Origin of the sequence: Pseudomonas sp. B19125, from assembly GCF_044218855.1 — a bacterium.
GTDB lineage: Bacteria > Pseudomonadota > Gammaproteobacteria > Pseudomonadales > Pseudomonadaceae > Aquipseudomonas > Aquipseudomonas edaphica.
Map to the genome: position 1 here is coordinate 3486131 of NZ_CP162589.1, position 11874 is coordinate 3498004.

Here is an 11874-nt window from a genome sequence, read left to right on the forward strand (position 1 = left end):
AATCAGGGCCGATTGAGTGTATTCACATAAGCACTGAACATAGCGGCCATGCCATTGGCATACACCTCGATTTCGGCAGCGGTGCGCGGGCTGAAGGAAAAGTCCTTGCCCACGCAACCCAGCGTGCTGCGGATCAGGTCACACGCCAGTGCGCGGGTTGCGTCGGGCACCTCGGGCAGCAACTCATGCATGAATGTCTCAAAGGCTTGCCGGCCGGCAGCGCGCACTTGCTCCGCTTCCGGCGCATCGCGGTACAGCGGCGCCGCGTCGTGCAGCGCACCGCGCATCAGCGCCTCCTCGCACTCGGAATGGATAAATGCATGCACCAAGGTACGCAGGCGGGTCAGCGGTGCTATTTCGGTTTGTTCGAGGATGTCGCGCAGCATTTGGGTGGTCTGCTGCCATTCATCACTTTGCAGCCGAAACAGGATCGCGGCCTTGTTGGGGAAATATTGATACACCGAGCCGACACTCACGCCGGCTTTTTCCGCGACCCGCGCGGTGGTGAAACGCGTAGCGCCTTCCTTGGCCAAAACCTGAATAGCGGCTTCGAGAATCGCCGCCACCAACTCGGTCGAGCGTGCCTGTTGTGGCTGTTTGCGCGAGGCAATACGGGGCGTCTGGCGGGTGGTCATTTCGGGTTCCGAGCGCTGGGCGAACGCGAATAGCGAAGGCGATGAATCACTCGCATACTTTTAATGCGACGAATTAATCGCATCTTAGTCCCCATTCGACGGAAATCAATCATGACCACCCTGACTACCGCGCCTCTTGCAGCCTTGATCGAACGCCTCTACGCCCAAGCCAATGCGGCGACCAGCCCGCTCATCGACACTGTGTCGCCGCAGGAACGCAACCGCCTGATGCACAGCAAAACCGAATACCTGGAGCTTTACACGATGCTCAAGGACTTGTGGCTGCCCGTCTCGCGTGACACCGGCAACCTGCTCTACATGCTGGCCCGCAGCAGCCATGCAAAAGCCATTGTTGAGTTCGGCACCTCGTTTGGGTTGTCCACCTTGTTCCTGGCTGCCGCACTGCGCGACAACGGCGGCGGTGTGCTGGTCGGCAGCGAATTCGAACCAACGAAGATCGCCGTGGCGCGCGAGCATTTCATTGAAGGCGGCGTCAGCGACTTGATCGAAGTGCGTGAAGGCGATGCGCTGGTATCACTGGCTCAAAACCTGCCGCAATCGGTCGACCTGCTGTTGCTCGATGGCGCCAAGTCGCTGTATGGCGACGTGTTGAAGCTGGTAGAGAAGCACCTGCGGCCGGGCGCGCTGGTGGTGGCTGACAACACCAACTACTGCCCTGAATACCTGGCGCACGTGCGCGAACCTGGGAACGGCTATCTGTCGGTGCCGTTTGCCGATGATATCGAACTGTCGATCCGCCTCGGCTAAGGTTCAGCGCTTGCTCAATGCCAAGCGCGCGGCGAACAACACGAAGATCATGCCGGTGGTGCGGTCCATCCACCGGATCACCTTTTCCCTGCGCAGGAAACCGGACAGCGGTCGGGTGGCGCCAATCAGCAGCAGTGACCACAGCAGGCCCAGCAGCACATGAATGCTGACCAGGCCAAAGGTCCAGGCAATCAGCGGCTGGCCTTGGGGGATGAATTGCGGCAGGAAGGACACGTAGAAGATGCCCACTTTGGGGTTCAGCACATTGCCCAGCATGCCCTTGAGGAACCAGTTGCCGCCCGGTTTGCCCTCGGCTTTGGCGGGTGACAGTGAGCGGCGTGGGCGCACCAACATGTTCAGGCCCAGCCACGCGAGATAAGCCGCGCCGCAATATTTGAGCAGGTTGTACGCCAGCTCCGACACTGCAATCAAAGCGCCCAGGCCAAACGCCACGGCCGCGCCCCACAGCAAGCAACCGGCGTTGATGCCGAAGGTGGCGTGCAGCGCCTGGCGTTTGCCTTCGACTGTGGCGGTGCGCAGCACCAGCGCGGTATCCAGCCCCGGCGTGAGCGTGAGCAGGGTGGCGGCGAAGGTAAAGGCGAGGAGGTTATCGGTAATGGACATGGGCCGATGGCTCAAAGTGTGGTGGGTGGACGTTAGCACCGATCGGCAGCCGATTCGCAAAACCCTGAGACTTCCCGGCGAAAATCTTCATAATGGCGGCCAATTTGTTTAGCTCGTTATTCTGGTGTGCCCGCATGGAAATTAAGGTCAACTTTCTCGACAACCTTCGGCTTGAAGCCAAGTTCGATGACTTCACGGTGATTGCCGACCAGCCGATTCGCTACAAAGGCGACGGTTCGGCCCCGGGTCCGTTCGATTACTTCCTGGCTTCGTCGGCGTTGTGCGCGGCGTACTTTGTGAAGCTGTACTGCGCAACACGCAATATTCCCACCGAGAATATTCGCCTGTCACAGAACAACATCGTTGATCCGGAAAACCGCTACAACCAGATCTTCAAGATCCAGGTCGAGTTGCCAGCGGACATCTCCGACAAGGACCGCCAGGGCATCCTGCGTTCAATCGACCGCTGCACCGTGAAGAAAGTCGTGCAGGCCGGGCCGGAATTTGTGATCGAGGAAGTGGAAAACCTCGACGCGGATGCGCAGGCATTGTTGATGCCCAATTCCACCTCCGAGGCGGGCACCTACATCGCCGGCAAGGACCTGCCGCTGGAGCAGACCATCGCCAACATGTCCGGCATTCTCGCCGGCCTGGGCATGAAGATTGAAATCGCCTCGTGGCGCAATATCGTGCCCAACGTGTGGTCGTTGCATATCCGCGACGCACACTCGCCGATGTGTTTCACCAACGGCAAGGGCGCAACCAAGGAAGGCGCATTGGCGTCTGCCCTGGGCGAGTTTATCGAGCGGCTGAACTGCAACTTCTTCTACAACGACCAGTTCTGGGGTGAGGAGCTGGCCAACGCGCCGTTCGTGCATTACCCGGACGAACGCTGGTTCCAGCCTGGGCCCAAGGACGAGCTGCCGAGTGAAATCCTCGATGCCTACTGCCTGAAGGTCTACAACCGTGAGGGCGAGCTGCGTGGCTCGCACCTGTTCGACACCAACTCGGGCAATGAAGAACGCGGGATTGTTGCGCTGCCGTTCGTGCGCCAGTCCGACGGCGAAGTGGTGTATTTCCCGTCCAACCTGATCGAAAACCTCTACCTCAGCAACGGCATGAGCGCGGGCAATACCTTGGCTGAAGCCCAGGTGCAGTGCCTGTCGGAGATTTTCGAGCGCGCCGTGAAGCGCGAAATCATTGAAGGCGAGTTCGCCTTGCCGGACGTGCCCGCAGAAGTGTTGGCCAAATACCCCGGCATTGTCGCGGGTATCGAAGGCCTGGAGGCCCAGGGCTTCCCGGTACTGGTCAAGGACGCATCCCTGGGCGGCGAGTTCCCAGTGATGTGCGTCACCCTGATGAACCCGCGCACCGGCGGCGTATTCGCCTCGTTCGGCGCACACCCAAGCATGGAAGTGGCGCTGGAACGCAGCCTCACCGAACTGCTCCAGGGCCGCAGTTTTGAAGGTTTGAATGACCTGCCGCAGCCGACCTTTGAAGGCCAGGCGGTGACCGAGCCGAACAACTTTGTCGAGCACTTTATTGACTCAAGCGGCGTGGTGTCGTGGCGCTTCTTCAGTGCGCAGTCGGACTATGAGTTCGTCGAGTGGGACTTCTCGGGCGAAGGTGAAAATTCCAACGCCGAAGAAGCCGCCACCCTGTTCGGCATTCTCGAAGGCATGGGCAAAGAGTCCTATATGGCGGTGTACGAACACCTCGGCGCCACGGCTTGCCGGATCCTGGTGCCGGACTACTCGGAAATCTACCCGGTAGACGACCTGATCTGGGACAACACCAACAAAGCGCTGTTTTTCCGCGCCGATATCCTCAACCTGCACAGCCTTGACGAGGAGGCGCTGCAGGCGTTGGTCGAGCGACTGATCGAAAGCGAGCTGGACGATTACACCGACATCACCACCTTGATCGGCATTGAGTTCGACGACAACACGGCGTGGGGCCAGTTGACCATCCTGGAGTTGAAACTGCTGATCTTCCTGGCCTTGCAGCAATATGAGGAGGCCAAGGAGTGCGTGGAGATGTTCCTGCAATACAACGACAACACCGCTGAACGCGGCCTGTTCTACCAGGCCATGAACGCAGTGTTGGAGATGCAGTTGGACGACGACCTGGACCTCGCCGATTACGAGGCCAACTTCCGCCGGATGTTCGGTCACGAGCGGATGGATGCGGTGATGGGTTCGGTGGACGGCAGTGTGCGGTTTTATGGCTTGACCCCGACCAGCATGAAGCTGGAAGGCCTGGATCGGCATTTGCGCTTGATCGAGAGCTATAAAAAACTGCACTCGGCGCGGGCCAACGTCACTTCAGCCTGACACTATCCCCCTTGTGAAAGCTGGCTTGTGTGGGAGCTGGCTTGCCTGCGATAGCATCACCGCGGTGCAACTGATACACCGAGGTGTCTGTATCGCAGGCAAGCCAGCTCCCACAGGCGTCTAGATCAGGGCCAGCGCCTGAGCCAGATCGGCTCTCAAATCTTCCACATCCTCAACCCCCACCGACAACCGCACCAACCCATCGCCGATCCCCAACTGCGCCCGCGTCGCCGCAGGAATACTTGCATGGGTCATGATCGCCGGGTGTTCGATCAGGCTTTCCACGCCGCCGAGGCTTTCGGCCAACGCGAAAATTTTCACGTTTTCCAGAAAACGTGTGGCACCCGCCAGGTCACTGTTCAAATCCACCGAAATCATCCCGCCAAACCCGCGCATCTGCTTGCGCGCCAGTGCGTGCTGCGGGTGCGAGGCCAGGCCTGGGTAGTACACCCGCGACACTTGCGGCTGCTGTTCCAGCCAGGTGGCCAGGTCCAGGGCGTTGCTGCAATGGCGCTCCATGCGCAGTGCCAGGGTTTTTACCCCGCGCAGGGTCAGGAAGGCATCGAACGGGCCGGCAATCGCGCCGACCGAGTTTTGCAAAAAGCCCAGGCGCTCGGCGAGTTCCGGGTTGTGGCCGACGATGGCGATACCGCCGATCACGTCGGAGTGGCCGTTGAGGTATTTGGTGGTGGAGTGCACCACGATGTCGAAGCCCAGCTCCAGTGGGCGCTGGATCCATGGGCTGGCGAAGGTGTTATCGGCCACGCAGATGATGCCGCGATCGCGACAGATGCGCGCAATGGCGCTGAGGTCGGTGAGGCTCAGCAGCGGGTTGCTCGGGGTCTCGACCCAGACCATGCGTGTGTCGCTCTGCAGTGAGGCTTCAAAGGCCGACAGGTCGCTTAAATCGACAAAGCTGAAACGGTGCCCGGCACTGCGTTGACGCACCTTGTCGAACAGCCGGAACGTACCGCCGTACAGGTCGTTGCCGGAGACAATATGCGCACCGGCATCCAGCAGTTCCAGCACGGTGGAAATCGCCGCCAGCCCCGAAGCAAACGCAAACGCCGCACTGCCGCCCTCCAGGTCGGCCACGCAGCGCTCCAGGGCAAACCGCGTGGGGTTGTGGGAGCGCCCGTAATCAAACCCCTTGTGCACGCCGGGGCTGTCCTGCAAATAGGTGGAGTTGGCGTAGATCGGCGGCATCAGCGCGCCCGTGGTTGGGTCGGGGGATTGCCCGGCGTGGATCACACGGGTGGCAAACGCGCTTTTATCGGGCAGGCTCATGCAAGGGATCTCCGTAGGTGGTTAAGCAGGTCGACGCGGGTGATCAGGCCATGGAAGCCGGATGTGTCGGCAATAATCGCGACCAGGCCGCGATCCAGTTCCGCCTGCAATTGGGCCAGGCTGGCGCTGGGGGCCAGGGTTTGCAAGGTTTTGCTCATGGCGTCTGCCACCACCATGGAAAAGTGTGTGGCGTCCTGATGCAAGCCCAGCAGGATGTCGGATTCGTCGATGACGCCGACCAATTCACGGCCGTCCACCAACACCGGTAGCTGCGAAACATCCGCCAGGCGCATGCGCTGGAAGGCGGTGAGCAAGCTGTCATCGGGGCTCACGCTGATCACCCGGCCGTCTTCGAAGCGCCGCGCGATCAGGTCGCGCAGGTCGCCATAGTGTTTGTATTGCAACAGGCCCGCGTCGTTCATCCATTGGTCGTTGTAGACCTTGGACAAGTAGCGCGTACCGGTGTCGCAGACGAAGGTGACCACACGTTTTGGCTCGGTTTGTTCACGGCAGTAACGCAGTGCGGCGGCAAGCAGGGTGCCGGTGGATGAGCCGCCGAGGATGCCTTCGGCCTTGAGTAACTGACGGGCGTGGTCGAAGCTTTCTTCATCGCTGATGGAGTAGGCATGGCGCACACTGGAGAGGTCGGCAATCGAGGGGATAAAGTCTTCGCCGATGCCTTCCACGGCCCAGGAGCCGGGCGTTTCCATTTTCCCGCTGCGGCTGTATTCGGCCATCACCGAGCCCACGGGGTCGGCCAGCACCATTTCCAGTTCGGGCTGCACGCGTTTGAAGAAGCGCGTAAGCCCGGTGAGGGTGCCGGCCGAGCCGACACCGACCACAATCGCGTCCAGATCATGCTGGGTTTGCGCCCAGATTTCCGGGGCGGTGCTGGTTTCGTGGGCCAGCGGGTTGGCGGGGTTGTTGAACTGGTCGGCGAAGAATGAACCGGGAATGTCTTTGGCCAGGCGAGCGGCCACATCCTGGTAGTACTCGGGATGGCCCTTGCCGACATCGGAACGGGTGATGTGTACTTCGGCGCCCATGGCCTTGAGGTGCAAGACCTTTTCAGTCGACATCTTGTCGGGCACCACCAGCACCACACGGTAGCCTTTGGCCCGGCCGACCAGCGCCAGGCCCAGGCCGGTGTTGCCGGCGGTGGCTTCGATAATGGTGCCGCCCGGTTGCAGGCGGCCGTCACGTTCGGCGGCGTCGATCATGGCCAGGCCGATACGGTCCTTGATCGAGCCACCGGGGTTTTGCGATTCCAACTTGAGAAACAGCGTGCAAGGGCCAGTATCGAAACGGCTGACCTTGACCAGCGGCGTGTTGCCGATCAGTTCGAGCACGGCGGGACGTGGGAGGCTGGGCATGAATTCACCTTGGTTGCGAGCAGACAGAGGTGGTGCAGCAAAGTAAAGGCGTGCCTTGGAACATAGGCCGGGATCGCGCCGGTCGCAACCGGGCGGTCCGTTGGATGTCTTTTTTTGGCGCATGAACCCGACAGGGCGTTTACAGCAGCGCGCCCAACGCCTGTTGTACGCGCGCACTGGCAGCTTGCATCGGCGCGCGCAGTTCGCTGCCGATCAAGCCCTGCAACGCCAACCCAGCCTTCACCGGTGCCGGGTTGGGCTCCATGAACATCGTGTTGATCAGTGGCAATAACGTGAAAAACGTCGCCCTGGCCTCGGCCAATTGGTTATCGCGCACTTGCTGGCACAGCGCCACAAAGGTCTCGGTATGCAGATGCGCCGAGGCCGCAATCGCGCCACTGGCGCCCAGGCACAGCGCGTTAAAAATCTGGACGTCTTCGCCGCACAACACATTCACGTCACCACTGGCCAGCAACGCCAGGGTATTGGCCAGGTTGCCGCCACAATCTTTGATCGCGCTGATTCGCGGGTGTTTGACGATGCTCAACAACGTGGTCTGCTCAAAGGTCACGCCGGTGCGGTAGGGTATGTCGTAGAGCACAATCGGCACGCTGGAGGCATCCGCCACCGTGCGGAAAAACGCCTGAAGGCCAGCCTGGGAAGGGCGGATATAGCTGGGCGCGGGCACCAGCAGACCGGCTACCGGGCGCTGGAGAATTTCGCTTTGAAAGTGCAGCAGTTCTATCTGGTTGTTGCCCGCCAGGCCCATCACCACCTGCTGCGCGGGCACCCATTGCAGCACGGCATCGAGCACGGCGAGCTGCTCCTGACGGCTCAACGACGCGGCTTCGCCCGTGGTGGTGCAGACCATGATCCCGGCGACGTGTTTTTCCAGCAGGTGACCGACCAGCCGGTGCAGGCCGATAAAGTCGATGGCGCCATCCTGAAACGGCGTGACTATGGGAACCCAGATACCTTGAAACGATGACATGCACTTTCTCCTGATGGTTGACCGCTAAAGTCACCGTCAGAAGGGCAGAGGGATTGTGCAGAAGGAGGAGGGGGCCGCCGCGCTCAATGTCCTGTCAGCTCATCTGACGGGACAGCGCGCCCCGGTCACATGAGCGACTGTTTCTTCGATTTAAGGGCGTGCGCCACGCAACCTTGCGCCTTGGCAATCAAGCCAATGGCACAAAGGTTAACGAAAGACGTTGCTGACATGCGCTGGCACACCCTGAATAAGATCTCCATCTTCAGGGGATGTGACTGAATATGTCAACTCCGCCGAAGGTGCTCGCGCACAAATGCGGCGACCTCGGCTGCCAGTTCCGCATCTTCCGGTGCGCCCATGAAGCCGCCATGGGGCATGGCCTCGAACACATGCAGCAGCGCCGGCACCTGCGCCTGGCGCAAGGCGCGGTGCATGCGCACGGTGTTGGACAGGAACAGATCCCGTGTACCGCTTTGCAGGAAGGTCGGCGGGAAGCCGGCCAAATCACCAAACAGGGGCGACAGGTACGGGTGGGACAAATCCGCGCCGTTGGCATACAGCAGGTTGGTGTTCATCAGCGGCATGGGCAGAACCACGTCGACGCCTCGGTTGACATGGAAACTGTCGCCGGATTCGGTCAGGTCGACCTCCGGCGAGAGCAGCACCAGCGCCGCTGGCATTGGCAACCCTTCGTCACGGGCGCGCAAGACCATTGCCGCCGCCAGGTTACCGCCTGCCGAACGGCCGCCAATCACGATGTGCTCAGGCGCATGGTGCTTGAGTACATGGCGGTAGGTGGCCACGCAGTCATCCAGCGCCGCCGGGTACGGGTGATCAGGCGGCATGCGGTAATCAATGCCGTAGCACATCAGGTTGTGCAGGTCGGCCTGCTTGCCGGCGGCAATACGGCAGTTTTCGCCGCCACCGAACACCAGTGCGCCGCCGTGCAGATCGATGTAGGCAAAGGGCGTGTAGCCCGGCGGTGTGGCCACGTGCACGGTGGCGCTTTCTACTGTGATGGTGTGCAGGCTGGCGCGCAGGCCGTCCGCCTGTCCGGCATTGGCGCTGGTGTAGTTCTGGTCGACGACGGCTTGCAGCTGGCGCCAGCCATCGTGGTCGTGCGGCGCGGGCATGCTGTGCAGTGCGTTCAACGGCACGCCATCAGCCCCGACCAGGCGCTGGAGTGTCGCCTGGGCTGGGGCGCTGATCGAGCTTGGGACCGGGATGGTGCGCGGTTCAAGTTTTACGCCATGGTTCATGGGCCTGAGACTCGTGTTCGACGACTGAGGCCGCAAGAATGCCAGACTGCGGGCGGGTGTGGGAGCGGGCTTGCTCGCGAAAGCGGTGGGTCAGTCAATATCTGCCTGTCTGAAAGATTGCATTCGCGAGCAAGCCCGCTCCCACACTGGTCTGTGTTGCGTTCAACGCCCAGCTATCGCAGCTTCGATGGCGGCCACGTCGATCTTGGTCATGGTCATCATCGCATCGAACGCACGCTTGGCGATGGCCGGGTCGGCATGCGTCACCGCCGCAGACAAGACGCGCGGGGTGATCTGCCAGGACACGCCCCATTTGTCCTTGCACCAGCCGCAAGCGCTGGCCTGGCCGCCGTTGTCGATAATGGCATTCCAATAGCGATCGGTTTCGGCCTGGTCGTCCGTCGCCACCTGAAACGAAAACGCCTCGCTGTGCGGGAACGCCGGGCCACCATTCAGGCCCAGGCAGGGAATGCCCAGCACGCTGAAGTCGACGGTTAATACATCGCCTTGCTTGCCCGCCGGAAAGTCGCCAGGGGCGTGATGCACGGCCGTAACAGCGCTGTTCGGAAACGTCCGGGCGTAGAAAGTGGCCGCCTCCAGGGCGGTGCCGTTGTACCAGAGGCAGAGGGTGTTTTTGTTCATCTTGGGTCTCCACGGGGTGGTTGGGTGTAGAGAGTCTAGACGGTCGATCAAGGTTTATCGGGTGTCAGCTGTTGGGCTATCGCGGCTTTGTCGATGACCGACCAGACCTGCGCAATTTTGCCGTCGCGGCACTCGTAGAACACGTTTTCATCGAAGCTCACCGTCCTGCCATTGATCGGCAGCTCGAAGAACTCACCTTTGGGGCTGACGTTGAAATTCAACCGGCTGGCGATGGTAGGCGGGTCGGCTACCAGCAGTTGGATGCGAAACACCAGGTCCGGGATCTCACGAAAGTCGCGTTCCAGCATCGCGCGGTAGCCTGCTAGGCCGACGGTGGTGGCGTTGTAGGTCACCTGCGGGTGGACGAAGTGGCCCAGGTGCTCCCAGTCCTGGCGGTTGAGGCAGTCGATGTAGCCTTGGTAAAAGTCGGCGAGTTCGATTCGGGTCATGTCGCGTTTTCCCTGTTCGTTGAGTGCGCAGGCTTGTCCTCACGCCCTGCGCGCCATCAACAACACCGCCGCCGCCGCCGATAACAGCCCGGCGCAGCAGCGATTGAATAAGCGCTTGCCGCTGGGTTCGGCAAACCAGCGGCGCATGTGCGTGCCCATGTAGGCGTAGGCGCTGATCGCTATCCATTCTAAACCCAGGAACATCCCACCCAGCAGCGCGAATTGGGGGGTGATCGGTTGGCCGGGTACCACGAATTGCGGGAGGAACGCGGTGAAGATCAGGATGGCTTTCGGGTTGCCGGCTGCCACCAGGAACTCCTGACGTGCCAAGGCCCACAATCCCACCTTGTCTGTCGCTGATTCAGCTTCTTTCTGCGGGTTAGCCCGCCAGAGCTGAAATGCCAGATAAAACAGATACGCCGCACCGAGAATCTTGATCCCGTAGAACAGCAGCTCCGAAGTCTGCAGCACCACCGCCAAGCCGGCAGAGGCGAGGGCAATCATGCCGGCAAAGGCCAGCAAACGGCCAATACCCGCAAGGCAAGAAGTGCGATAGCCATAGCGCGTGGAGTTGCTTACGGACAGCAAGTTATTGGGGCCGGGCGCCATGTTCAGGGCGAAGCAGGCGGGGAGGAAGAGGGCGAGCGTGGCGAGGTCCATGGCGGCTCCGGAGTGGGTCGAGCGGGAGCGAGGAGGATAAAGGGTCTTGAGGGGGTTGGACAATCCGCAAAAACCGCACCAGGCGCGGTGAAATACCATGAGTGTTTTGATGCGACGCAATGATCCCTAAGTACGCGTGCTTTCACTATAAAAGTGTTGGGTTCACCGCGCCGGCCAGAGGCGTGCACAAAGATAAAAGATGGACGGGGCCAGCGCGAAGGCTGGTCCCATCTCGCGGGCGGCTCAGCGCTTCGCGGCTTCACACTCGTTACGTAAATTGCTGTCTTGAATGTTGCCGCAGCTTTGGCCGTTCATTTCTGCCTGGCACGTGGCTCGAAGGTTGCCGTCACTGATATTGCCGCACCCGGCGTAAGCGTAGCCACTGAGCATCAACAATATTGCAATGATGACTCTCATTATTCTCTCCATGGGTGTCAGGAAGTAGCCTGACGCTGACTGATCCATGCTGCTTTTGCTGCGCTAGCGAGCCGTCAAATTGACATCGTTGTTTAGAGAAGTTCCATCGGCAAACGCCTCCACATGGTAAACCGCCGGTTCTGCAGAGAAGTACGCCTCCAACCCCGACATAAACACACGATGATCTTCACTCGCCTCAAACCCCGGCGTGTGATCCTCCAAGGTCTCCCAGCGCACTATCAAGTTGAACACCTCTGGGCTTTCAACCCCTTGCGCGAGCATATGCCCACCGTAACCTTTAGCGCGGCTGAGCAGCGGCAAGACCTCGGCAAATGCGGCTCTAAACGCTTCGAATTGTGCTTTGTAAACCGGCAGCAGCGCGATCTCGTAAACCATGATGTTTCTCCAGGCAAGTTTTCAACCTTAAACCGCTGTA

At 60.6% G+C, this 11874-nt stretch carries 12 protein-coding genes; 2 read left to right on the forward strand and 10 right to left on the reverse strand.

Annotated elements, in window-relative coordinates; genetic code table 11:
* Nucleotides 1-2: 2 nt before the first annotated feature.
* Nucleotides 3-635: a TetR family transcriptional regulator gene (locus AB4P96_RS15835; protein ID WP_395599761.1), complete on the reverse strand. Its 633-nt coding sequence runs from the start codon at nt 633-635 to the stop codon at nt 3-5.
* Nucleotides 636-746: 111 nt separating this feature from the next.
* Here AB4P96_RS15835 and AB4P96_RS15840 point away from each other — a divergent pair, with 111 nt between their 5' ends.
* Nucleotides 747-1403: an O-methyltransferase gene (locus AB4P96_RS15840; protein WP_395599762.1), complete on the forward strand. Its 657-nt coding sequence runs from the start codon at nt 747-749 to the stop codon at nt 1401-1403.
* A 3-nt stretch (nt 1404-1406) separates the two neighbouring features.
* Here AB4P96_RS15840 and AB4P96_RS15845 read toward each other — a convergent pair whose 3' ends face one another.
* Nucleotides 1407-2027 carry a LysE family translocator gene (locus AB4P96_RS15845; RefSeq protein WP_017138939.1) on the reverse strand — a complete coding sequence of 207 codons (621 nt, stop codon included), beginning with the start codon at nt 2025-2027 and terminating at the stop codon, nt 1407-1409.
* Between the two features lie 134 nt (nt 2028-2161).
* Between AB4P96_RS15845 and AB4P96_RS15850 the strand changes: the two genes are divergently transcribed.
* Nucleotides 2162-4360 carry an OsmC domain/YcaO domain-containing protein gene (locus AB4P96_RS15850; RefSeq protein WP_138454053.1) on the forward strand — a complete coding sequence of 733 codons (2199 nt, stop codon included), beginning with the start codon at nt 2162-2164 and terminating at the stop codon, nt 4358-4360.
* A 120-nt stretch (nt 4361-4480) separates the two neighbouring features.
* Here AB4P96_RS15850 and AB4P96_RS15855 read toward each other — a convergent pair whose 3' ends face one another.
* From AB4P96_RS15855 to AB4P96_RS15890, 8 genes are all read right to left on the reverse strand, one after another.
* Nucleotides 4481-5647, reverse strand: coding sequence for a cystathionine gamma-synthase (locus AB4P96_RS15855; protein ID WP_099549649.1), 1167 nt, complete (start codon nt 5645-5647; stop codon nt 4481-4483).
* The gene (locus AB4P96_RS15860; protein ID WP_017138937.1) at nt 5644-7020 is read right to left on the reverse strand and encodes a cystathionine beta-synthase; all 1377 of its coding nucleotides are present in this window, start codon (nt 7018-7020) and stop codon (nt 5644-5646) included. The genes AB4P96_RS15855 and AB4P96_RS15860 overlap by 4 nt, the downstream gene beginning before the upstream one ends.
* Nucleotides 7021-7159: 139 nt before the next feature.
* The gene (dapA, locus tag AB4P96_RS15865) at nt 7160-8011 is read right to left on the reverse strand and encodes a 4-hydroxy-tetrahydrodipicolinate synthase (RefSeq protein ID WP_017138936.1); all 852 of its coding nucleotides are present in this window, start codon (nt 8009-8011) and stop codon (nt 7160-7162) included.
* A 284-nt stretch (nt 8012-8295) separates the two neighbouring features.
* The gene (locus AB4P96_RS15870) at nt 8296-9270 is read right to left on the reverse strand and encodes an alpha/beta hydrolase (RefSeq protein ID WP_395599763.1); all 975 of its coding nucleotides are present in this window, start codon (nt 9268-9270) and stop codon (nt 8296-8298) included.
* Nucleotides 9271-9432: 162 nt separating this feature from the next.
* Complete coding sequence (locus AB4P96_RS15875) at nt 9433-9912, reverse strand: VOC family protein (RefSeq protein ID WP_017138934.1); 480 nt, start codon at nt 9910-9912, stop codon at nt 9433-9435.
* Nucleotides 9913-9959: 47 nt separating this feature from the next.
* Nucleotides 9960-10361 carry an ester cyclase gene (locus AB4P96_RS15880; RefSeq protein WP_395599764.1) on the reverse strand — a complete coding sequence of 134 codons (402 nt, stop codon included), beginning with the start codon at nt 10359-10361 and terminating at the stop codon, nt 9960-9962.
* Nucleotides 10362-10400: 39 nt separating this feature from the next.
* Nucleotides 10401-11021 carry a LysE family translocator gene (locus AB4P96_RS15885; RefSeq protein ID WP_395599765.1) on the reverse strand — a complete coding sequence of 207 codons (621 nt, stop codon included), beginning with the start codon at nt 11019-11021 and terminating at the stop codon, nt 10401-10403.
* Between the two features lie 480 nt (nt 11022-11501).
* Complete coding sequence (locus AB4P96_RS15890) at nt 11502-11834, reverse strand: antibiotic biosynthesis monooxygenase (protein ID WP_017138930.1); 333 nt, start codon at nt 11832-11834, stop codon at nt 11502-11504.
* Nucleotides 11835-11874 lie beyond the last annotated feature (40 nt).